Source organism: Pseudonocardia sp. ICBG1293, from assembly GCF_020131355.1.
In the GTDB taxonomy this organism is placed as follows: Bacteria; Actinomycetota; Actinomycetes; order Mycobacteriales; family Pseudonocardiaceae; genus Pseudonocardia.
Genome location: NZ_JAHLEL010000044.1, coordinates 231,985 through 257,790, shown reverse-complemented (window position 1 = coordinate 257,790; position 25,806 = coordinate 231,985). Strand labels below are relative to the sequence as shown.

Below are 25,806 nucleotides of genomic sequence, written 5' to 3'. Positions count from 1 at the left end.
GCCCCGAGTGCGGTCCGGCCCGTGGCGGCGACGATCAGCGGGCGGTCGGGTGCCGGTCCTCGGCGGTCCCGCGCGACGTCACGCCTGCGACGCCACTACCTCCGCTGACCAGCCCCGGCCCGCCCCGTACGGAGCCCGTCCGCGACCGGCACTCTTGGTGAGGGATCTTCCGCCGGGTCGCCCGACCGCGTGGACCGAACGACACCGAGAAGCCGATTTCCTCTTGACTCCCATACCGGGGGAATCGGTCCAGGGCGGCCGGAGCAGACGGAGGGAGGTCGGTCGTGGCGGGCGAGGACGAGGTCGTCAGACTGCCTCCCGAGCTGCAGACCTTCTTTGAGGTCACGATCGGTCTGCGCTGGCCGGAGGGGTCCGAGGCGGGGCTGAAGGCGATCGCCGGTGCCTGGTACGACTTCGCCGAGGCCCTGGACGACAGCGCCGGGGACGCGAGCACCTTCGCCTCCGATGTGGACGGCGCGATGGAGGGCGACACCGCCCAGGCGCTGGGCTCCTTCATCAAGGAGTACCTGCAGAGCCCGATGTTGTCGTACTCGGACGCGGCGCGGGAACTGGGTAAGACGGCGCAGAACAGCGCCGCCGACATCCAGAAGCAGAAGATCCTGTTCATCACGATGGCCGCGATCGCCTTCGCGACCGTGGTGTTCCTGCTGAGCACGTTGATCGGTGCGTTGTTCGCGCCGATCGTCATCAGCGGTGTGCGGGTCGCGCTGTGGGCGGCGCTCAAAGAGCTGATCAACAAGCTGTTGACCAACGCTCCGAAGATGGCGCTGAAGTTCCTGACCCGCACCGGCGGCTACGTGGCGGGGGAGACGGCGTTCGAGGTCGCGCTGGACGGCGGTATCCAGCTGGGCCAGCTGGCGGACCACAAGGCGAACCAGGGCGATGGCGAGGTCCACGGCCGTACCGAGATCGACACTGAGTCGATCAAGAACGCGGCGATCGGTGGCGCGGTCAACGGGGCGGTCCTCGGCGGCGCGGTCAACATCATGCGCGGGGTCGGTGACCTCGCGAACGACAGGATCGCGGCCATCCTGAAGGGCAATCTCGACGATCTGAACATCAAGCTCGACGGAGTCTCGGTGAAGGGGCCCGACCCCGTGTCACTGAGGGGGCCGGACGGGGTCTCGTTCAAGGGTGACGGGCCGGGGCGTGGGCCGGACGAGGTCGGGTCGCGCGGGCCGGATGCCGACGAGATCCCGGGCAAGCGCGCGACGTCGGACTCCGCGGACACCGGTGGTACGGATACGCCCGAGGTCACCCGGGTCGCGGAACACCGGCAGGAGCCGGGTCCCGGGGAGAAGGGTGGCTCGGGCGAGTCCGGCAACGGTGGTGGGACGCGGGGTGACGCCGACGTACCCCGGCTCAGCGGTATCCCGGTCGAGTCGGTGGGACCGAAGACCCGCGCCCTCCTGTGGGACGACGACCGGATCCCGCACAACACGGGCGCATCGGTGTTCCAGAAGGTGACCGGCGGTGGGATGTCGTGGCCGCACAAGGTCGCGGAGCTGTTCGTACGCCGGGGCGCCGACCCCACGCTGACCCGCATGGGGATCGACCCGAAGCCGTTGTACCGGTCGCTGGACGCGTCGGCGGAGCGGCACAAGCTCAAGGGGTACCAGGCTCCGCGAGCCACCGGCGTGGGGACCCGCCTGGGTGCGATCGCGCTGTTCGGCGGGGTGCAGATGGCGGTGATCCCCGGGGCCGCGCTGGCGTCGAGCGTGGCCACCGGCGGGGACGCGAACGCCCACGACGGCATCCTGATGATCGAGCGGCCGCGCAGCCGGGGTAACACCGCGGACTCACTGCAGAACATCGACGCGCTGCGGGACATCAACCTGAACAACAACGCGCTCGGAAAGATCGACTTCGGCGACGCCGGAGTGCTGGCGACGATCGGGCTCGGCGGTCTCGGCGAAGCGGTTGCCGAGGAGCTGAAGGACTCCGGCGGCGACGATCGCAGTGCCCTCTCCGACCTCGGCTCGGTGACCAGTCTGGAGAGCCGGGACAGCTGGACCGACGACTCGTCCTTCTCCGACTCGGACTCCGACAGCTCGGACGGGGGCCGTAGCGACGACGGGCTCGGGAGACGCGACGACGGTGCATTCCGTGAGGAAGGCGGCTCGCGTTCCGATAGCGACTCGCGGAACGAGGGATCGTCGCGCTCCGACGACGGTTCGCGCGACGAGAGCGGTCGGCGCGAGGACGGTGCGCCGCGCTCCGAGGGCAGTCCCCGGGACGAGAGCGAGGCGTCGCGGAGCGAGGATGGTTCGGGGAACGAGCCGTCGTCGCGCACGGAGAACGGCTCGCGCGGCGAAGGCGTTTCCCGGTCCGATGGGGGGCACCGCGACGAGAGCGGCTCCCGTTCCGAGGGCGACGTGCGAGCTGACGGCGGCAACCTGGACCGCACGGTGGACGGCTCCCAGCGCGGCGACGGGGCCCCCACCGAGACCGGTGGTCGTGGACAGCCCGAGGCGGACGACCGTGCCGGGCTCTCTGCACGTGCCGATGCGCCGGTCGACGCCACCACGAGCGACCGGACCGGCGGCTCGTCGGGTCGGTCGGAGGCCGTCGGCGGTGACGGCGCGCCGCCCGAATCGAGCCGTGCGCCGGTGGACGAGCCGCGGGAGTCCGCCACGGGCCCGGAGCGCACGGTCACCGATCTCGCCTCCACGGACCGCGCGGGTGGACCGGCCACGACCGGCGATCAGCAGGTCGGCGTCCCGGCCGGAGGGACGTCGCCGGCCGGCGTGACACCCCAGGCAGGTGGCACGACCGATCGGGCGATCACCGGCGACGACGCGGCCGCACCGCCTCCCACATCGGTGACGGAGTCGCGCGGCGGTGCGGGTGACGGGGCGGCCACCGCCGAAGGCCCCGTCACACTGCCCGGCTCGCCGATCGAGGCGGGTGGCGACAACGCGGCCCCGACGGACCGGGCTCCGTCGAGCGGTACGAACGACCTCGCGTCGACCGAGCAGGGTGGACGGAGCGGTCCCGGGGCGGACGGCGGCACCGACAGCGCGCCGGCGCCGGTCGCGCCCGGCACCCCTGCGACATCGGGACCGCCCGTCACGACGGCGCCGGCTGCGGGGAGCACTCCCGGTACCGGCGCGCCGGTCGCGTCGCAGAGCGGTCAGCAGTCCGCTCCCGGAAGCTCGCCGGCCGGGGGGACGGGCGATCGTTCCGGTACCGGCGGGAGCTCGACCGGCTCGCGTGGGCCCGCGACCTCGACCGGTCCCGGCTCCGTCTCGTCGACCGGTCCGGGGTCCGTTCCGTCGAGTGGTGGTCCGGGGACCGGCTCGTCGCCGGCCGGTACCAGCCCGGAGCGCGCCGTCGAGGCGACCGGCGGGGCCGGCCCCGAGACGACGCCCGGTGACGGCACCCCCGTCCCGGACTCCCGTCCGGAGGCGGGTCGCGAGACCGCCGGGTCGACGGACCGGGTGGCGGCCCCGGACCCGGTCCTCGACACCTCGGCGCCGACCCCCGACGCCGTGTCCACACCGGCCGCCGACCGGTCGGGCTCGTCCGATCCGGCAGGGGGCGCGCCGACCTCGGGCCGGGACGGGGTCGACGACGCCACCGGGCGGCCCGGGACGAACGATCCCCCCGGCCGGGAGGACACCCGCGGAGCCGCGCGTCAGGACGACCTCGACGGTGCGGTGGCCCGGGAGGACATCCGATCCGCGGCACAGCCTTCCGCCGACGATGCGCCCGCGGCCGACAGGCAGGACGGCGCGGCGCCCACGGACGGGGCACGGGACGGCGCGACGCCCGCCGAGACGGGGCGGACCACCCGGAGCGACGAGGGTCGGGGTGAGCAGGCCCGCGCCGAGGACACACGTACCGGCGCGGCGCGGTCCGGCGAGGGAACCGCCGAGCACCGTCCGGCCGAGGGAACCCCGACCGACGACCGCACCGCGACCCGGCGGCCGGCGGAGGAGAGCCGTACCGACGGACGGGATGCCCACGGACGGGATTCCGCCGCCGCGGACTCCCCGGCCGGGGCGGTCGCTCCGCCCGCGACAGCCCTGGCCCCGTCCTCGCTGCCGACCCCGAACAGCGCGGCCCCGAACACCCCGGCCGACGGGTCCCGTGGGGGGTCCACCCCGGCTGCGACGTCGACCGCGCCGACGTCTCGCCCGGCGGTGTCGACGGGCCAGCCCGTCCGCGGCGTGGAGACCCCGGCAGCCCGGCCGGGCGAGGCTCCGCCGGCGCCTGTGCACCGGGGCGGGGGACCGGAGGCGGCCGAGGAGCCCCGGGCGACCCCGGCGCCGGACGGGGCGCGCACCGACGGGGAAACCGATCACGACTCCGATCCGCGGTCGGACCGCAGATCGGTGACCGACCGTGATGCGGATCCGTGGGGGATCGAATCGGACGTGCCGGGCGCCCGGCCGTCACTGTGGGTGCCGGAGCTGAGCCCCGAGGTGCGGGGCGAACTGCGGCGGGCGATGGCGCGGTTGGTGCCGGGACTGTGGCTGCCCGATGGCGCGGAGTTCGACCATGGGGTCGCGGAGCTGCGGGCGGCGCTGGTGGCGGATCCGGAGCAGGTACGGATGTTGCCGGAGCTGCCGACGGACCGGATCGGGACGTTGGAAGCACGCACGCAGGCGGAGTTCCTGGTCCACCAGCTGGTGAAGGACGGTGATGGGTCGCGGCAGTGGCCGGGCCTGCGCGGCGGTGCGGGTGGCCCGGAGCTGGAGGTCGCCGACATCCGGCTGGACGAGAACCGGGCCCGTGTCCAGGGCACCAACGTCCGGATGGTCACCGACGCCCTCAAGGACGGTACGCCGATCGTCGAAGTCGTCGGTGAGCCGTCGGCGTGGCTGCGCGGGGAACAGGGCCCTCCCAGCCTGTCGACCGTGTGGCGCGAGATCGGCGAGTTCTGGCGCCGGCTGAGCGGTCTCTCCGACGGCCAGCGGATCACCACGGTGTTCCCCGAGCGCGACGGATTCCGGGTCCAGCAGCCCCAGACCCGGTTCGAGCGGCCCCGTTCCGGACCGCCGCGGATCAACCCGCAGGTGACTCTCGGCGTGTCGGTCTTCGGTCTGAGCCGCCTGCACGACGTGATCGCGACGGCGATCCCGCTCGAGGGGAACGAGGCCGCGAAGAACTTCCGGGTCTTCCACGACGGGCTGGACTTCGGGAAGACGGTCGCCGACCGGTTCCGTGCCTACGTGGACGCCGCTCCCCCCGGGAAGTGGGACTCCGCCGCCGCACGCCGGGCCGATGAGACCGCGGTCCGGGCCCACGCGGCGACGATCTACCACCACGCGGCGGTCGCCGCCGGTGGCTGGAACGACGGGCTGATCAAGAACGATCTGTTGTTCCTCTCCCGTACCCCGGCCGCGGCGGACCGGGCTGCGCTTCCGGAGCGGGTTCAGCAGTACCTGGACTCCGACGCGGCGGAGCTGACCAGCCTGTTCGACCAGAAGCACCGCGGCCACAACCCGGATTCGCCGGATCCGCTGAGCGTCCCGCTCGGCGCCCGGCTGGAGGCCCCGCCGGAGGTCTCGATGGGCCCTGGGCAGGCCGGTGAGGCGATCGCGAACACGCTGCGGGACTACCTGAGGCAGGCGTGGCAGCCACTGCGGCCGGACGAGGACCCCATCCTGCAGTCGGACGTCGCGGGTCCGCTCAAGACCGAGCTGGACGGCCTCGACGCGTTCGGTGGGCGCGCCGACCTGCCGTTGCGCGTCATCGAGCTACGGCTCCTCGCGACGGCATCCGGCGCGGACGCCCTCGAGTACGTGTTCGGTACCTCGCTGCGCCTGCTCCGGCTGAGCCGGGGTATCGACGACGCGGCCTGGCGCGCCGCCGCGGCGTCGCGGTCCGCACAGGATGGCCCCGCCGGGGTGTTCGGCGAGGTCCCGCAGGCACTGCCCGGCCCGGGGACCACCGAGCGGCTCGCTCCCGTCACGGTGCCCGTCGGGGCCCCCGATACCGTCACCGTCGACGGTCCCGGCCAGGACACCGCCCGCGAGTTCGCCCGCCGCGCGCTGGACGAAGCCGTCGAGCTGGTATTCCACGGCGCCGATCGGCTGGTCGTGCACGTCGAGTGGGACGGCGACCGCGGCCCGGCCGGGCAGGCCACCGCGGCCGCGGTGCGGGATCTGGTCGAGGAGCACCTCGACGTGCTCCGGGCGGAGCGCGGGGACGGCTTCCCCAAGCCTGTTCCGGTGGAGGTCGTATCCTCCCGCCTCTCGAGGGCCGACGGTGCACCGGTAGGCGAGGATCACGTCCGGATCCGGGTGGCGGAGCCCCAGGTGTCCTCCGGCCACATCATGGACGACGCACAGCTCGACGCTGCGGTGCTGGCCCCGTTCGTCGCCGCCGCGCTGACCGACCGTGGGGTCGTCGACGCTCGGCCGAACGCGGCCGACGTGCGCGCAGAACTCCGAGACCTCGACCGGTCGGGCGCCCGCCCGGAGGACCGGGTCGCCCTGGTCTCCGACCTGGCGCAGCGGATGCTGGGTGACGCCGTCCCGGACCGGGCGAAGCGACCGGACCTCGGGTCGACGGTCCCGTGGCCGGTGCCGCCGGAGCGGCCCGCCTCATCGGGGCCGGCTGCGGATCTCGCCCGCCCGTATCCGCCGGCGCGCCCCGGTGGCGTGCACCAGTCCGTGGCCGGAACTCCGGAGCCCGCCGTGACACCGCCCGGCGACCTGGCCGACGGGGTCCGCGCGCGCTTCGGCGATACGGACGTGCTGGCTCACGTGCAGCGGGAGCTGACCCGGTACACGGGTGAACCCGCGACCCGCGCCGACGCACTCGAGGCATTCGGGATGTACCGGCAGTGGCTCGACCGCGGCAACCCCTGGCCGGACACCGTGGCCGAACTCGCCGAGCACGTCGCCCGGACCGAGGCGAACGGGTGGGACGGCACCGGCCTGGTGGTCGGCCCGTGGCACACCGTCGACGACACCAGCGACTCCGACAGCGACGGCGGAGCGCCGCTGCCCCCGGTCGACGGCGACGGGGGCCGACGGGAGCGTGGCGCCGCCGGTGGGCGATCGAGCGCTCCGGACACGGCCGCGCCCCGCCACACCACGCCCCCGGCGCCCCGGACCACACGGGCCGGGAACGACCCGGACGCGATCACCCCGGTGTCGTCGCGGGCCCCGGAGCCCGTCGCGGAGAACCCGGCGCTGAGCGACCAGGTGCGGAACGAGCTGCGGTCGGCGATCGCCCGCGCCCACCGTGGCGCGGTGATGCCCACCGACCCGGAGTCCTTCGACCGGCGCGTCACCGAGCTGCTGGCCGCGGCGGACGCGGACCCGGCGCAGCGCCGACCGGTGCCCGAGCTGCCGACCGAGGAGATCGGCCGGCGCGCGGCGGACCGGTTGGCCGCATTCGTCCTCCACCAGCTGGCCCGGGAGCACGGCGGGACCGACCGGTGGCCGGGCCTGGCCGGTGGCGCGAGCGTGCCCGGGGACGGCACGACGGGCACGAGGCCCGAGGACATCGAGCTGGCCGAGCTGGCCGACGTCGCCGAGCGGACCCGGGATGCACTGGCGGAGGCGCGGACCGGACCGATCGAGCAGGTCGAGCCGGCGCCGCGGCCCGAGCCCGCGGACCGCTCCACCCTCGACGAGATCGCGGAGGACGCCGCCCGCGCCGAGCGCCTCCGCCAGGCGCTCGGTGACGAGCCCGCACTCCGGCCGGAGCCGGTCCGCCGGTCGGTCGAGCTCTCGTCGGAGGACGACGCCGAGGTGAGTGACCGGGAGGGTCTCGTCGTCCGGGAGGACTCCCGGCCGGGCACCGACGAATCCCGCTCCGAGATCTCGGACGGCGACGGCAGCGGGGATGACTCGTCGGACGGGTCCGGTTCGTCGGGCGGCCGGTCGGGTGGGTCCGGTGACGGCCCCGGTTCCCATCGGGTCGGGTTCGGTCGGCGTGGCCGCACGATCTCGCCGGAGGATGTTGCTGCTCTGCGTACGCTGGCCGAGTCGCTGGTGGCCGCCGATCGGCGCGACGCCGAGGCAGGGTCCGATCGGCCGAGGCGCCGGTTGGAGGTCGTGGGTGACGGCCGGGGCCGGTGGTGGGACGCCGGCCGCCGGGAGCAGGTCGGTGACCTGCGTGCGGAGGAGACCGCCACCCGGTTGCGGGAGATCCTGGCCGAGGTGCCCGGTGGGCGGGACGTCGTGGTCGTCACGCGGGCCGCTGCGTCTCTGGACCCGGCGGACCAGCCGCCGCGGTCGGCGTCGGCGGTGGTGTCGGTGGTGGCGCCGGAGCCGCGGACGGTGATGGGCGACCGGGGTGGTCGGGTGGTCGGTGACACGCCGCCGCAGGTGTTCCTCCGCGCTCCCGACTCGGAGGTCGACTTCGAGCAGGTCGAGGCGTGGGTCGAGGCGGCGGGTGATCCGTCCCGGGTGCGGCTGTGGGGCGTGCCCGAGCAGATCGGGCCGGAGAGCTTCCGGAGGTTGACCGATCTGGGTGTGGTTCTGGAGGACGGGGCCAGGGAGGTCCAGGAGAATCTCGGTGTCGACGTCCGTGGGCTCGACCGGGACGCGCGGGACGCGTTGCTGAAGTGGGTGCCGCAGTACACCCGGGGTGGGATCGTCGTGGACCGTGGGGTCTCCCCGGAGGGGGTCGACGTCCGTGGTGCGGTGCCGTTGCCGGTGCGTGCCGGTGCGGACCTGCCCTACCTTCCGCGGCTCGCGGAGGGTCGGCACACCGGGACGACGGGGGTCGTGATCGGTCCGCGCATGTCCCCGGCGGTGAATGCGCTGCTCAACGCTCATCGGGACTCTCCGGCGCGGATGCTGGACGACATCGCTGTGGAGGGGGTGTTCGCTCGCCACCTCGATCCGTCGTCGACGACGCCGCTGCGGCAGGAGTTCGCCTCGGGTCGTTACCGTGCGGAGAACCCGCTGGTGGAGCAGGCGGAGCCGGTGGAGCTGGAGGTCCGGCGGACGTCGGAGGATCTGGCCCGGGAGGCGCTCGGTCTCCCGCCGGTCCGGTCGGCGACCCCCGCGGCGCTCGCTCCCGAGCTCGCGGATGCGATCGAGATGTCCGCCCTCACCGTCGACGGCCGGCTGGCCGACCCCCGCGCCACAGCCCGCGACCGTCACCTTCGTGAGACGCCGTTCGCCATCGAGCGGACGCACGTCGGGCCGGTCGACGGCGCCGAGGTCCGTGCACAGGCCCACGGGTTGCTGGACGGGGTCGGGCTGCGCAGGCGAGCTCTGGAAGGCGCCCGCGCGATGGTGGATGCGGCGCTGTCGGACGAGCGGCTGACCGCCGACCTGCGCCGTGACCAGGGGGCGGTGCAGGTCGTCGAGCTCGGCGCGAAGGCCGAGCAGAGCATGCCGTTCGCGGGGGGTGGGTCGGGTGTGCAGGGCGCCCGGATCCGGGTGCGCACCGTGGCGGTGGAACCGGACGCCGAGCCACCGCGGCGAGGGCTGCGTGACGTCCTGCACAGTGCTGAGCGTTCGCTGTCGGACCGTCGGGTCTCGCACGGGCGCGGTGTGGTGTTCAGCGAGCCGTTGACGATCTCGCTCCCGCTGCTGGTCGTGCACCTCCTGATCCGGCTGGCCGGTCTGTGGCCCAGCCGCGGGGTCGACCTGGGCTCGGTCAGCACCCACGGCCGTCACACGTCGGTCACGGAGAAGGAAGTCGAGGTCGACACGACCCGGCACACGGTCCGCTACGAGCTCGAGCTCGACCTCCCCGGTGGCCGGACCCGTCCTGGGCGTGAGGCGACGGCCACCGTCGACATCGGGCGGCGCACCGCCGAGGACGCGACCCTGCGTGACCCGCAGAGCGAGCGCCCGGTGTGGTTCCGGCCCGATGACATCCTGCACACCGAGTTCGAGGGGCTCGATGCGCTCGGTGAACAGCTGCGGGAGAGACTGGACATCAGGGTCGGTGATCCCGCGGCGGGCGAGATCAGGACCTGGTTGCGGGAGATGGACCAGGGTCTGCTGACCGGACCGCAGTCGCGCACGTTCTCGGTGGCGTCCGGGCCGATGCTGGTGTCGCGGCCCGTGACGGTGACGGTCGGGCCGACCACGGGGGTGGCGTGGTGGTCGCATCCGCCACGGAAGGCCGTCGTCGAGCAGCGTGACACCCGCACCGTCGAGACGCGGTACGACCGGTCCCGGGGCCGGTGGCGTGGGTGGGGCCTCACCGTCATGGGCGGGGTGTTCTTCCCGCTGACGTTCGGCGTCGGCGGCGGCCCGGTGTACAACCGCTACAACACCACCACCACGACCGACCGTGCGGCCCAGGAGGGCCAGGTCGTCGGCAGACGTGAGTACACCGGGGAGCTGCAGCGCCACGACGTGCGCCGTCAGCTGTTCGCGCAGATCGCATCCGACCCGAGTGGACCGACCGGCCCGGACCGCGACGGCCGACCGTCGCCCCCCGCGGATCAGATCACCGTCCCGGTCACGGCCCGGTTGTGGGCCCGTCCCGAGCCGGCCCTCTCGACCGGTGACGGAGACATCGTCGGGCGTGGTGTCGATCCCGACGAGGTGACCGAGGGCGCCCGTGCCCGCACGCGGTCCGGTGCCCTCCACGTGATGGACGAGGACAGCCGTGATCTGGTCGTCGAGCACGTGGTCCGGCGCCTGCTCGACGAGGGTGTGCTGGAGCCCGGCAGGGTCGATGCGATCGACGGGACCGACAAGGCCGGCAAGATCGACACGGTCGTGACGTCCCTCCGGCAGTTCCTCGACTCCCATGTCGAGACGGTCACGGCCGGCCGGGCACGCTTCCCGCTGAACGAGATCGTCCGCGGCGCGCCGGACGTGTTCATCGGCGCATCCGTCGGGGAGCTCTCCGGCCGCCGGCACGACGTCCCGGACGGCACCGGGGCCACCACGACCGGTACCGGTCAGCGCGACGAGTCCCAGATCACCCGCCGGAAGGACGCCAACGCCGGTCTGACCTTCCAGGGGTACGCGCAGGGCCTCTACTACGTCAGCGCGGGCGGCGCCTACAAGTGGGGTGGTGCGGAGGCCGGGACCGCCGCCATGCTCGCCACTGCCACGACCGAGACCGCGGGCCGCACGCTGCACGGCTGGGACTATCCGGCGAGCTTCACGGTGGAGATCGGGGGGAGCTGGTCGGCGCCCGGCCCCGCGGGTGCTCCACTGCCGGGGCGGGTGGGTGTGATCGTGCCCGCGCCGGCCGCCGACCCACGGGCCGGCGACGCACCGGGGACCGGAGCCGCCACGGCCCGCTGGAGCGATACGGCGCCGGAGCCGTTCGCGCGGCGCGGGAATCTCCCGCTGCGTTCGGAGAACGAGACCGTGCAGCAGGCGCCGGACCTGACCGTCGAGGCCGCCCGGTTGCTGCAGCGCCCGTCGGCCGAGGGGACCGGCGCGGTCGTCCGGGGGATCCTCCGGACGCTGGCGGTGCCCTTCGTCGGCACGCGGCCGGACCTGGTCGACGAGCCGCACCGGGCCCGCCGGTTCTTCCGCCACGACCCGCAGCGCGACGGGGTGAACGCGAAGAACGCCGCGCTGGAGATCCTGGAGTCCTCGACCACACCGCACGTCCAGCAGTCCATCGTCGACGAGGCCGTGGCCCGGCACCGTGACGTCCACTCGACGACCAGTGGCCGTGAAGGACTGTTCGGGCAACGCGCCGATGTGTTGCGGCTGCGTCAGAGCCGCACGCTGGGCAACCCGCGGATCGTCGCCGTCGACCCGGAGCACAGGTTCACCCACACCGTCGACCCCGGCGTCGACGTCGGCCGGAAGGTGGGGACCCACGACGGTTGGCGCGGCCGGGTCGGCGCGCTGGGTCTGGCGTGGGTCCTGGACTACCTGGCCGCCGGTTTCGGCGGGGACCTGCAGATCCAGCGCCTGCGGGCGACCCGGTCGACATCGGGTGAGGTGACTCGTGAGCCGCAGAAGCGCACCCATACCGAGCGTGGCTTCCACGTCGTCTACGACTACGTGGACGAGTTCGAGGGGCGCGTACGGGAGCGGGTCGTCGACCCGTTCGGCATCGATCACGGCCTGCGCAAGCGCGAGCACACCTCGACCCGGTGGGTGGAGGTGCCGGGCGGCCTGGAGCGGTGGGTCCCCGCCAGTGAGATCCATGACGTCGGCGTGCTCGACGACGCCTCGCTGGAGTTCCTGGCGCCGTCGGAGACTGCCGCGTACCGCGCCTCGCTCCCGGAGCAGGAGGGGGAGCACCGGCCCGACGACGTGATCCCGGCCGAAGAGGTGGGGGCCCCCGGCCATGTCGAGCTGCACCGCAGCGGCGTCGTCGCGGACTTCCACGCCGAGCTGAACAGGGTTCTGGAGCGATGGGGGGAGGAGCAGGGGGCGTCCGGGCCGCTGAAGGTCCTGCGCACGCAGGTTCAGGACCGGGACCTCGGTCCGACGAACGACCCCGCGCGGATGGAGGCTCTGCTCCCCGACCTGTTGCGCAACGGCTGGCCGCTGCTGGTGACCGCGACCGCCGGGGGCCGGTCGCTGGACCTGCTGGTCGATGTGCGGGGTTCGCTGGGAGCGACTCGCCGGCTCGGCGACGCCCCGTCCAAGGTCGAGTCGACCGTGGAGCCCAGCAGCACCGAGAGCTCCGGGCAGATCGAGGAGCGGAAGTGGTCGGTGCGTCACGATGCCGGTCCCGGTGCCTTCGCCGGTGACGGGAGCGCGGCCCGGCCGAGGATGTTCGCCGCCTACTTCGTCGACTACGAGTCCATAGACACGTCGTCGACCGAACGGTCCACGACGCGCTCCTCGTCCGGGACCGACACGATCACCGACCGGACCCGGTCGGTGCGTGACCTGGACCTGACCTTCGACGTCCACGCCGTCGCGCGCCGTGGATCGGTGCTGCGGCGGCTCGATCCGTTGCTGGAGCGCCTCGGGAGGGGCAGGCATGCCCGAGCCGACTTCACGGCGACCGGCACCCTCGTCGGGCGCTGCGGGCGATCCCGGAGCCCGCCACCGGACGGACCGAGCGGGTCGAGGGTTCCTGGCGGGAGGCCCGGCGGGCCGCCGGGCTGGCTCCTGGTCTTTCCGAGGACGCCCGGATCCGGGTCCGGCAGAGCCCGGGTCTGCGAGTCCCGCGGGAGCTCGACCCGATCACCCACGGGCCCAACGGCCAGCCCGATCCGGACGTGATGCCGCCGGTCGACCGACGCACGCTGCTTCTGGAGCTGTCGCGCTCGAACACCGCGGAGAACCTGCGGACCCAGCTGGGGCCCGAGGGCCGCCGGGTCGAGCTGGACCGTGGCCGCTACTCCGCGGTGACGATCCGCACCGACTTCGCCGCCGTCGAGGTCCACGGCCCGATCGAGCGCACCCGGACCGGTTCGGTGGCCGAGACCCGGTCCGGCGGCCGCGACCACAGCCGCTACTTCGCCGCTCACAGCTACGCCTCGCTCGAGGCCCGCACCCGGCCTGCGGAGTTCGACACCGACGGCGACGGCGTGAACGAGGGCTCCCAGTACACCCCCTACACCTCGGTGGTGGACGCGGCGCCGGTCCACTCGGTGCGTACCCGGGCATCAGGGGTCGAGCACTCGACGACCCGCACCGACGAGACCTCGTCGCAGATGACCCTGCTCCGCGTCGAGGCGCGGCACACGCTGCAGTACGAGCACCGGAGCGGGACCACGGACGACACCGTCCGCGAGTTCGCCGAGCCCATGACCCTCGAGGGCGACGACACCGCGCTGGCCGACCTCCTCGCCGACCGGCGGCCCGTCCGGCCGGACCCGGGCCGTACCCGGTTGCCGGCGATCGAGGAGGAGCCCGAGGAGCCCGGGACCCCGCCCGGGGACACCGGCAGCGACCGCAGCGGTAGCGGCACCGGCACCGACCTCTACAGCCCGCCGACACCACCCCCGGCCCCGCGCACCCAGGCCCCGCCCCCGGTCCCCGGGGATGCCGCCGATCGGATCGAACCGGCGCGCTCGGACGACCTGCCGACATTGTGGGTACCGGAGCTCAGCTCCCGGGTGCAGGACGAGCTGCGGCAGGCGATGACGCGGTTGGTGCCGGGCCTGGAGATGCCGCGCGGTGCGGCGTTCGACCGGGGTGTCGCGGAGCTGCGGGCGAGGCTGCTGGCGGATCCGGAACAGGCGGCGGCGCTGCCGGAGCTGCCGACGGAGGAGATCGGGCGGCTGGAGGCGGACCGACACGCCGGGTTCCTGGTCCACCAGCTGCTGCAGGACAACGGCAGGACACCGGGCCGACCCGGCCTGCGCGGCGGAGCGCCCGGACCACTCGACACGCACACCGGTGGTGGTCCGGCCACGACGGAGACGAGCGCCCCCCGGGCCGGTACCCCCGAGACCGCCGACGGGACGCGCCCGTCGTCGCCGGATGTGCCGGAGATCGTGGTGACGCCTCCGCAGGAGCCGGACGGAGTGGTGACACCACCGCCGGTGCCGGAGATCGTGGTGTGGTCCCCGGAGGTCGGCGATGTGATCCCGGAGCAGAACCTCCGGCGGACGGACCCGCCGGCCGACCTCGCCGTCGGCACGGACGCGGACGTCGCGGCCGAGGCGTTCGAGGCACGCACCCGGGCGTCGCACACGACCTCCATGGACGACCGGACCGAGATCGTCGAGGACCCGACGATCCCGGAGCCCGAGGTGTCAGTTCCACAGGACCTCCTCCCGAGCCGGACCGGGCCCGCCGGCCTCACCGCCCGCGACTCGCTCGTCGAGGACGCCGAGGTCGCGGATCGCCTTCTACGGGAGCTGGGTGGGGAGACACCCGAACCGGCGCCGCGGCCGGAGTCGGTCGGCCGGTCGGTCGAGTCCGGACACGGAGGGGAGCGACCCTCGGGCGCTGGTCCGGGAGGACTCCCGGCCGGTCACCGACGAACCCGGCTCCGAGGTATCGGACGGAGACGGCAGCGGGGATGACTCGTCGGACGGGTCCGACTCGTCCGGCCGGACGGGTGGGTCCGGTGACGGCGCCGGGACCCACCGGGTCGGGTTCGGCCGCCGCGGCCGGACGATCGCGCCGGAGGACGACGCGGCTCTGCGCGGGCTGGTCGAGTCGCTGGTGGCCGCGGACCGGCGTGACGCCGAGGCGGGATCCGACCGGCCGAGGCGCCGGTTCGAGGTCGTGGGCGACGGCCGGGGCGCGTGGTGGGACGCGGCCCGCCGGGAGCGGACCGGCGCCGTGCGCGCCGAGATCACCGCCACCCGGTTGCGGGAGATCCTGGCCGAGGTGCCCGGTGGCCGGGACGTCGTGATCACCACGCGGGCCGCCGCCACTCTCGACCCGGCGGAACGGCCGCCGCGGTCGGCGTCGGCGGTGGTGTCGGTGGTGGCGCCGGAGCCGCGGACGGTGATGGGCGACCGGGGTGGGCGGGTCGTCGGTGACGCGCCGCCGCGGGTGCTCCTGCGCACCCCCGACTCGCAGATCGACTTCGAACAGGTCGAGGCGTGGGTCGAGGCCACCGGAGATCCTTCCCGGGTAGGCGTCTGGGGCGTTCCCGAGCTGGTCGGGCCGGAGAGCTACCGGAGGTTGGCCGACCTGGGTGTGGTCCTGGAGGACGGGGCCAGGGAGGTCCAGGAGAACCTCGGTGTCGACGTCCGTGGACTCGACGCCGACGCCCGGGACGCGCTGCTGAAGTGGGTGCCGCAGTACGCCTGGGGCGGGATCGTGGTCGACCGCGGTGTCTCCCCGGAGGGGATCGAGGTGCGCGCTGCCGTGCCGCTGCCGGTGCGCGCCGGTGCGGACCTGCCCTATCTGCCGCGCCTGGCCGAGGGACGGGAGTCGGGTACCACGGGGATCGTCGTCGGTCCGCGTATGTCTCCGGCGGTGAACGCGCTGCTCAACGCTCACCGGGATTCCCCGGCGCGGATGCTGGACGACACCGCAGTGGAGGGGGTGTTCGCCCGCCACCTGGACCCGTCCTCGACCACGCCGCTGCGCCAGGAGTTCGCCTCTGGTCGTTACCGTGCGGAGAACCCGCTGGCCGAGCCGGCGGTCCCGCGGGCCTCGGAGGCACTGCCCCGGGAGGCTCTGAGGGTTCCGCAGTCCCGGCCGGTGACCCCCGCACCGCCCGCCCCCGAGTTCGCCGGTGCGATCGAGCTGTCCGAGCTCACCTTCGACGGCCGGCTGACCGATCCCCGAGCGGTGGAGGCCCGCGCGAGCGATCCCCGCGTCGGCGAGCTGAGCGACGCCCGGCTCGACGAGCTGCGCGACCCCGCCGCCGCAGCGCAACGCGAGGCCCGCGCACGTGAGCTCCGCGCGTCGCCACCCGTTTCGAGCGAGCGGGCCCGTGTCGAGCAGGTCGACGGAGCCGATGTCCGTGCGCAGGCCCGGGCCCTGCTCGACGAGGTGACGCTGCCGGAGCGGGCCGTGGACGGCGCCCGCGCGATGGTCGACGCCGCCCTGTCGGACTCGAACCTGGCCGCCGAGCTGCGGCGCGACCCGGGGGCGGTGCAGGTCGTCGAGTTCGGCGCGAAGGCCGCGCAGGGTGCCCGGATCCGGGTCCGGACCGTCTCGGTGGAGCCGGACGCCGAGCCGGCGCGCCGGAGCCTGCACGACCTGGCGCGCAGTGCGGAACGGTCGCTGTCGGACCGCCGCGTCTCGCACGGCCGTGGCCTCGTCTTCAGCGAGCCTCTGACGATCTCGATCCCGCTGCTGTTCGTGCATCTCATGATCCGGGCGGCGGGTCTGCTGACCGGCCGCGGGAGCGATCTCGGATCGGTCCGGTCCTACCGACGCAGCACCTCGGTGGCCGAGAGCGGCGTCGAGGTCGACACCGCCCGTAACCGGGTCCGCTTCGCACTCGACCTCGATCTGCCCGGCGACCCGGGACACGCCCGGCGCGAGGCGAGGGCCACCGCGGAGATCGGGCAGCGCACCGGCGCCGAGGCGACCCTGCGCGATCCCGGCACCGAGCGCCCGGTGTGGTCCCGGCCCGACGACGTGCTGCACGCCCAGCTCGAGGGTCTCGACGACCTGGCCGAGCGGCTCCGGACCCGACTCGACATCAGGGTCGGCGACCCCGCGGCGGACGAGATCCGGAGCTGGCTGCACGAGATGGACCAGTCCCTGCTGACCGGGCCGGAGTCGCGCACGTTCTCCGTGGTGTCGTCCGGACCGACGCGCGCGTCCCGGCCGGTGACGGTCACGGTCGGCCCGACCGACGGCGTCGCCTGGTGGTCCTACCCGCCGCGGGAGGGCACCGCCGAGCAGCGCGACATCCGTACCGTCGAGACGCGGTACGACCGGCTCCGCGGCCGCTGGCGGGGCCTGGGGCTCACCGTCATGGGTGGGGTGTTCTTCCCCGGGGTGTTCGGGCTGGGTGGCGGGCCCGCCTACAACCGCTACCGCACGACCACGACGACGAACCGTACGGTGGGTGAGCAGGAGGTCGTCGACGTCCGGACCCACTCGGGGCCGATCCAGCGCCACGACGTGCGGCGCCGGGTGTTCGCGACGATCGCGCCCGAGTCGGGTCCGCCGACCGTGCTGGAGGGCGGCGGTGTCGTGACGGCCCGGCTGTGGGTCAAGCCCGAGCCCGTACCGTCCACCGGGACCGACTCCACCCGTCGCGGTGTCGATCCTGCCGAGATCACCGAAGGCGCCCGTGCCCGCCGGCGGGCCGGCGCGGTCCATCTGCTGGACCAGGACAGCCGGGACCTGGTGGTGGCGCATGCCTCCGAGCGCCTCGCCGCCGAGCACGGGGTGGACCCGGATCTCGTTGCGGGCCCGTTGCGGAGGTTCCTCGACACCCACGCCGAGGAGATCACGACCGGGCGCGCCCGGTTCCCGATGAACGAGATCGTCCGGGGCGCGCCGGACGTGTTCGTGGGTGCGTCCGTCGGCGAGAGCTCCGGGCGCCGGCACGAGATCCCGAACAGCACGGGGAGCAGCACGACCGGCACCGGTCAGCGCGACGAGTCCGGTGTGGCGTACCGGAAGGACACCAACCTCGGACCGACCTTCCAGGGCTATGCCCAGGGCCTCTACTACGTCAGCGCCGGCGCCACCTACAAGTGGGGTGCGGCCGAGAGCAGTACCGCCGCGCTCCTGGCGAACGCCACCAGCACGACGACGGCCCGCCCGCTGGAGGGTTGGGACTACCCGGCGAGCTTCCACGTCGGGATCGGTGGGAGCTGGTCGACGCCCGGCCCGGACGGCGCTGCGCTGCCGGGAAGGGTGGGTGTGATCGTGCCCGCGCCGGCCGCCGACCCGCCGGCCGGCGACGCACCCGGGACCGGAGCCGCCACGGCCCGCTGGAGCGATACGGCGCCGGAGCCGTTCGCGCGGCGCGGGAATCCGCCGCTGCGTTCGGAGAACGAGACCGTGCAGCAGGCGCCGGACCTCACCGTCGAGGCCGCCCGGTTGCTGCACCGTCCGGCGGCGACGGGCGTCGGCGCGGTCGTCCGCGGGGTCCTCCGGCCGTTGTTCGCGCCGTTCGTCGGTTCCCGGCCGGACCGGATCGACGAGCCGCACCGGGCCCGCCGGTTCTTCCGCCACGACCCGCGCCGCGACGGCGCGAACTCGAAGAACGCCGCGCTCGAGATCCTCGAGACCTCGACCTCCCCCCACGCCCAGCGCGCGATCGGGGACGAGGCCGCCGCCCGGCACCGCGACATCCACCTCACGACCAGCGGCCGCGAGGGCTGGTTCGGCCAGCGTGCCGACCTGCTGCAGCTGCGGCAGACCCGCACGCTGGGCAACCCGCGGATCGTCGCCGTCGACGAGGCACACACCTTCACCCACACCGTCGACCCCGGCGTCGACGTCGGCCGGGAGGCGGGGACGCACGGCGGCTGGCGAGGCCGGGTCGGCGCACTCGGGATCACCTGGGTACTGGACCATGTGGTCGCAGGCTTCGGTGGGGACCTGCAGGTCCAGCGGCTCACGACGTCCCGGTCGACGTCGGGTGGCAGGGACCGCGAGCTGCAGACCCGGACCCACACCGAGCGCGGATTCCAGGTGGTCTACGACTACACGGACAAGTTCGAGGGGAAGGTGCAGGAACGGGTCGTCGACCCGTTCGGGATCGACCACGGCCTGCCGAACCGCAACCACGCCCCGGAACGGTGGGTCGAGGTGCCCGGCGGGCTGACCAAGTGGGTCCCGGCGAGCGAGATCCACGACGTCGGTGTCCTCGACGAGGCCTCGCTGGGGTTCCTGAACCCGGGCGAGAGCTCCGCGTACCGGGCGGCAGCGCCGGAACCCGGTACGACCCCGCCCGACGACCGGATTCCGGACGGTGAGGCGGGCACGCCGGGCCACGTCGAGCTTCACCGCAGCGGGGTCGTCGAGCAGTTTCATGAGCGGCTGGGCAGCGTCCTGGACGCGTGGGGCGCCGAGCAGGGCGCCTCCGGGCCGCTGAAGGTCCTGGCGATGCGTGTCCAGGACCGGGAGTTCGGTCCGACGAACGACCCCGCCCGGATGGATGCGCTGGTCCTCGATCTGCTGCGCAACGGCTGGCCGCTGCTGGTGACCGCGGCTTCCGGGGGACGGTCGCTGGACCTGCTGGTCGACGTCAGGGGCTCGCTCGGCGTTGCGCGCCGCTTCGGCGACGCCCCGTCCGACGTCACCGGGACCACCCGGCCCACCCACACCGAGAAGACCGGGCAGAGCGAGTCCCGGAAATGGTCGGTGCGGCACGACGGGGGCGCCGGTGCCTTCCTCGGCGACGCGACACGGGCCCGGCCGAGGATGTTCGCCGCCTACTTCGTCGATTACGAGGCCACGGACACATCGGTGTCCGGACGCTCCACCGAGCGCTCCTCCACCGGCACCGACCGGGTCGCCGACCGGGCCCGGACGGTGCGCGACCTCAACCTGGAGTTCGGCGTCCACGCCGTCGCCCGCCGTGGCTCGGTCCTGCGGCGGCTCCACCCGCTGCTGGAGTTCTTCGGCCGGGGCGAGCCCGCTCGGGCCGACTTCACCGCGAGGGAGACCATCGAGCGGGCGCTGCGCACGACCGCGGAGCCCGCCACCGAACCGACCCAGCAGGTCGAGGGTTCCTGGCAGGCCCGGCAGGCCGGGCCGGGTCCCGGGCTCTCCGAGAACGCCCGGATCCGGGTCCGGCCGAACCCGGCGGTATCCATCCCGCGGGGGCTCGACCCGATCACCCACGGGCCCGACGACCGGCCCGACCCGACCGTGATGCCGCCCGCGGAGCGCCGCACACTGCTCCTCGAACTGTCCCGGTCGAACACCGCGGAGAACCTGCGGACCCAGCTCGGGCCGGGCGGCCGCCGGATCGAACTGAACCGCGGGCGGTACTCCGCGGTCACGATCCGCACCGACTTCACCACCGTCGAGGTTCACGGCCCGGTCGCCGGCCTCCGGACCGGATCGGTGGCCGAGACCCGGTCCGGCAGCCGCGACCACGGCCGTTACTTCGCCGCGCACTCCTACGGCTCGGTCGAGCTGCGGACCCGGCCTGCCGAGTTCGACACCGACGGTGACGGCCAGAACGAGTCGTCCCAGTACACCCCCTACACCTCGGTGGTCGACTCCGCGCCGATCCATTCGGTGCGCACCCGGGCCTCGGGGGTCGAGCACTCGACGACCGGCACCGACGAGACCTCGTCGCAGATGACCGTGCTCCGCGTCGAGGCGCAGCACACGCTGCACTACGAGAGCCGGACCGGGGCAGCGGACATCACGCGCGAGTTCGCCGAGCCGATGACGCTCGAAGGCAACGACGCCGCGGTGGTCGACCTCGTCGGCGAGCGGCCCGTGCCGCCGAACCGGGAGCGTGACCGGATCGCCCCGATCGAGGAGGCGCCCGAAAACACCGAGCCCCCGGCCGGCGACACCGGCCGCGATGCGGGCACCGACCTCGACAGCCCTCCGACACCACCCCCGGCCCCGCGGACACAGACCCCGGAGCCGTCGCCGCTGGAGCCGGCGACACGGCAGGCGACTCCGCCACTGCTCGACGGTCCCTCAGGGACCGACCGCACGCCAGCCGATGACCCGGCTCCGGACCTCTCCCACAACGTGCGGGCCGATCTCCGCATCTCGACACCGGTGCACGACGACTCCACGGGTACGGACCTCGCGGGAACGAACTTTGCCGGTACGGATGTCCCGGTCACGGATGCTCCCCGGAGCGGGAGCCTGACCGTGTCTGCGGCACCGTCGTGGACGGAGCTCGGCGGCCCGCACGAGACCGCGGCACCGTCGCCCGACGGTCCGGCCCACCTGTGGTCTGTGGAGACGGCGAAGGACCCGGTGCGGGTGGCCCCTGAGACCCCGGAGGCGCTCGCCGACCTGCAGCGGCGATCGGTGATGGGTGGGCATCTGACCTGGGTGCCGGAGCTGGAGAGCTGGATCCTGGACGACGACCTCGTCCAGCGGCTGCCGGAGGCGCAGGCCGAGCTGCGGATGCGCGGGCTGGCGGCGGAGTCCGCACCGATTCTCGGACGGCCTGTCGTCGCGTCGGTGGATGTGGACCACGCACCGGTGTCGGTGCGCGACACCCCGGGCGCCGCAGCGCGGTCCGGATCGGACCCCGATTCCATCGAGCACTCACCCGAACGCGGGTACCCGGTCCCCGAGGACGAGTTCGATCCGGAGAGCAACGACTACCGGACCGTCGAACACACCACGGCCGGGAGCCGGATCCCGAGCCTGTCCGACGACGTGCGGGCCGAGTTGCGTACCGGGATCCTCACCTCGCTCCCGGGGACCGACCTGCCCGAGGGGCCGGCTTTCGACCGGCTGGTGCAGGAACTACGCGACGAGACGCACACGGCCTACCAGCGCAACCGCGCCGTGAGCGAGCCCGACCGGTGGCCCCGATGGGAGATCGCCCCGGTCTCCGGGGACGCGATCGGCCGCGGCGAGGCCGCTGATCTCGTCCGCGACCTGGTACAGGCGTTGCTGGCCCGCGACGGCAGAACGCCGGGTGTGGCGTTGACCGGCGGCGCACTCGGACCGGAGTTGGAGGTCGCCGACGTCCGATTGACCGGGAAGACCGTCGTGGCGGGCCGGCACGTCAGGCTCGAGACCGACCTGCTGGAGGACGGCCAGCGGATCGCGGAGATCGTCGCGAGTCCGATGGCGGCGCTCCGCGGCGAGCAGAGTCGCCCGCCGCCCCACCAGGTCTGGTCCGAGATCGACCGCCTGCTCCGGAGGCTGCGCGACGCCCGGCCGGGCGCGTCCATCCGGTCGATCTTCGGTACGGAGGCGGGTTTCTCGGTCCGGGAGGGGCACGTCGAGCAGATCCGCCGTGACGAGCTCCCGGTACGGGCGATCGGTGAGCACGTCACGGTCGGGTCCTCGGTGTTCGGTCTGGGCAGGCATCTCCGGGAGGCCTACGACGACGCGCTCCGTGAGGGCGTGCCCACCGACGAGTTCGCCATGCGGGCGAACCGGGATGCCCGGGCGTTCGGACAGGAGGTCGGCGAGCGGTTTCTCATCGCCGTCGCCGGCCCCGACGCGCGGTCCCGGCTCGCCGCGGACCCTGCCCTGCGGGCCGACCTGGACGCGGTGGAGGGACACACCGCGCTCGCCTACACACAGTTGCTTCCGGGCCTGCGGAAGTCGGCGCCGCAACAGACCATCGAGAAGAACCTGACCCTCGTCCTGTCCCGGGTCCCGATCTCCGCGGTCCGCGGTGGCCTGCCCGGCCGGGTCCGCCGGTTCATGGACGAGAACTCCGCCGGGCTCACCACGCTGTTCGAGGAGACGATCGCCGCGAACGGCCCGCGCACGGGGATCGACACCGCCGGTCCACTCCTCGACCAGCGGCTCGGCCGGGGCCGAAGCCCGTTCACCGGGAGACACTTCGTCAGCCAGACCTGGAGCCCGGTCCCGGCGGGCGAGGTCGTGGTCCCGCCGAACGCGATGGTCCTGTGGATGCACTCCGAGCTCGACCGGCTCGACACCGCCGACGACGGCCGTCCGGCGTTGCCCCTGGTGCCGCTGGAGCACCGCTACTTCCGCACCGTCTCCGGCGGCGACGGCATCGCCCGCGCCTACGTCCGGCAACTGCGCTGGCAGGACATCTCGCGGCGGATCGACGACGACGCGTGGGTCGCGATGGCGGAGTCCGCGGTCGCGGAGCGCGGGCCGGAGTTCGTGGCGACGCTCCCACCGCCGGCACGCAGGCCCGAGGGCGTCCTGCTGTCCGACGAGCCCTTCCCGGACCCGGCGCGGGTCGGCTTCGCCGAGCACGGCGACACCCCGGTGGACGGTAGGTGGGCCCGGACCGTCGACACGTTCGCCAGGGATGCGCTGGACCGGGCCGTCGATCTGGCCGACAGCGAGGTGCCGGAGCTGGTCCTGCGCGTCGAGGGCGGCGGCAACGGCGGGCTGCGCAGCCGCGCAGGTGCGGTCGCGCGGGGCGACGAGCGGGCCGGGATCGTCGCTGACGAACTGGAACGCCGGATCGCGGAGCTCCGGACCGAGCGGGCGGCCGCGAACCCGATCCCGATCCGGGTCGAGCGGTCCAGCCGCGGCTCGGGCTCCGGGGCGAGCCCGCTGCCGGAGCCGAGGAACTCGGGTGAACGACGTGAGGTGCGGCTCTGGGCCGACGCGGTCCGGCGGGGACACACGGCGCCCGCTCCCAGGGATCCGGAGATCAGTGAGGCGGCGCTGGATGCGGCGGTGCTGCGCCCGACCGTCGCGGCGCTGCTGGAGCGGATGTCACTCGACGACGGGCGTCGTGTCGCGCCGCCGGACGCCGGTGAGGTACTGCGGACGATCGAGGAGACCTACCGGTTCAGGAGACGGCCGTCGACCCGCACGGCGTTCGCCCAGGAGATCGCGCGGCAGCTGCACGACCATGCGAACACGGGTCCGGCGGGACGGCGATGGTGGGACGAGCCGCCGGCGGTGCTCGACGAGTTCCAGCGGATGGCGGTCATCTCGGAGATGCGTCGGCAGAGGCTGCCGAGCAGTCGTGAGCTGGCGGATTCGCTGTACGAGAGCTACCGGAGCAACCGGCGGGACCGGTATCCGAACCGTCCGGTGCCGACCCAGTCGGCGCCGTTCGCGGTGGACGTGGTGGCGATCGGCCGGCTGGGACACGTGCCGGAGCCGACCGGCTTCGGGCGCACCCCCGAGGCGGCATCCGGTCTGAACGACCCCGGCCCGTCCACCCGGCCCGCACCGCGCCCGGAGCTCCAGCCCGGCCAGGTGCTCGTCTCCCGGACCACCGCCGCCGAGCGCTGGACCGGATCGGTGGCGCCGCGGTCGTTCGGCCGCGACGACACGTTCGTGCTCGACCACGACCTCACCGAGGGCTCCCCGGCCCGCGGCACCACGGTGACGGTCGAGGTGCCGGCCGGTGTCCCGGTCGTCGTGCGTGGCTCGTCGACGGGACCGCGGACCGTACTGCCCGCGGGCAGCGTGCTGCAGGTCCTCGACGAGGGCGGGGCCGGTCGTCCGCCGGTCGTCGGGGCCGTGCACCGGCCGGACCCGGCCGACGACCTCGCCGAGTCGTTGCGCACCCGGGCGCTGACCGGTCCCGGCGGCGCCCCCGCGGTGCGCCCGATGCTCGGACCGGACCTGTTCGGCCTGCTGTCGCCGCCCGCCGCGCCGGGCTTCCTGCGCGGACTCGACCAGGACACGATCCCGGCCGAGTCGCTCGGCTCCTTCTTCGCCGCCGTCGATCTCGCTGCCCCCGAGGCGCCCACGGCGCCCCTGCGGACGGCGGACCTGACCGGCGACACCCCGGTGATCCGGGAGGACTGGGACCGCTTCGAGGAGGCCGAGACCTGGGCCGAGCTCGGCGCGCGCGGGGAGAGCGAGACCCCCCGGCTGCTGCACTTCATCTGGTTCGGCAGTCCGGCGTCCCCGCACCGGGGGCCGTCACAGGGTTTCATGGCGGGTCTCACCCGGTCCCGGGCGGCGTTCGACGGCCCGGCCGTTCTCTGGACCGATCTCACCCGGGAGCAGATCGCGGCCGTCCGCCGCGACCCCGGTGCCGCGGACCCCGCCCTGGCCGAGATGCTGGACCGGACGGCAGAGATCCGGGTCCGGCTGGCCTCGATCGACGAGCTCTTCCACCGCGACGCCCCGATGCTCGAACTCGACGCGGAGTTCCGCTCCGAGATGCTGCGCGGGACCAAGGGCGGCTGGGCGAAGGCGTCCGACATCGCCAGGATGGAGATCCTTCACCGGTTCGGCGGGCTCTATCTCGACGGCGACGACATCCTGTCCGACGCCGACGCCGCGTTCGGATCGGGTGTCCTGGACGGGCACGCCGGCGGGCGCTACTCCAACAGCCACCTCCTCGCCGCCCGTCATCACCCGGTCGTGCGGGAGCGCCTGCGCGTCGTCGCCGAGCAGTACGACCGGACGCAGATCGAGATCGTGCCCAGTGAGCTCGAGGGCGACGAGCCGGTCCGGCGGATGTCGGTGCTCTACCGCGCTTCCCCCGGAGCCTCACCTCGCTCCCCAGCCTGCCCGGCGTCCTGATGCCGCTCCCTCCGCTGATGGAGGGCGTGACGATCGGGGAGGACAACAGCTGGCACGGCCCGCCGTCGCCCGATGCGCGCCCCCGTATCCCGGCCGAGGCGGTCGAGCCGACCGTCGCCCTCACCGCCCGGGTCGTGAGCACCCTGCTGCGGGACCTGCACAACCGCCCCGGCGACCTGCACCTGTCCGCCGTGGAGCCGCTGGTCTCGCGGCACGTCGAGCCCGACCTGATCTGGCGCGGTGCGCTGCGGTTCCTCGCGTCGATGCCGCAGGTCCGGCTGCGGGTCGAGAGCGTGACGCTCGGAACCGGCGAGAACCGGGTCGCGCTCCCCGCCGACCTCTCCGCCCTGATCGAGGAGATCCCGTCGGAACCGCTGACGCAGATCGGCGAGCGGGTGCGGCCGGCGATCCTGCACACCTACCCGCCCTACGGGCCCACGCCGGA

General features: G+C 74.0%; 3 protein-coding genes. All 3 read left to right on the top strand.

Annotated elements, in window-relative coordinates; translation table 11 throughout:
- The first annotated feature begins 284 nt into the window (after positions 1–284).
- A complete protein-coding gene (locus tag KPF47_RS20920) occupies positions 285–13,109 on the top strand; it encodes a hypothetical protein (RefSeq protein ID WP_224390431.1) in 12,825 nt (4,274 codons plus the stop codon).
- Entirely contained in the window at positions 13,109–14,863 is a 1,755-nt protein-coding gene (locus KPF47_RS20915) for a hypothetical protein (RefSeq protein ID WP_224390430.1), read from the top strand. The genes KPF47_RS20920 and KPF47_RS20915 overlap by 1 nt, the downstream gene beginning before the upstream one ends.
- A gap of 142 nt (positions 14,864–15,005) precedes the next feature.
- A complete protein-coding gene (locus KPF47_RS20910; RefSeq protein WP_224390429.1) occupies positions 15,006–25,361 on the top strand; it encodes a hypothetical protein in 10,356 nt (3,451 codons plus the stop codon).
- Positions 25,362–25,806 lie beyond the last annotated feature (445 nt).

Excerpts from the sequence above, each read along its gene's own strand:
- KPF47_RS20915 (WP_224390430.1), top strand. The coding sequence starts at position 13,109 with ATGCCGCCGGTCGACCGACGCACGCTGCTTCTGGAGCTGTCGCGCTCG.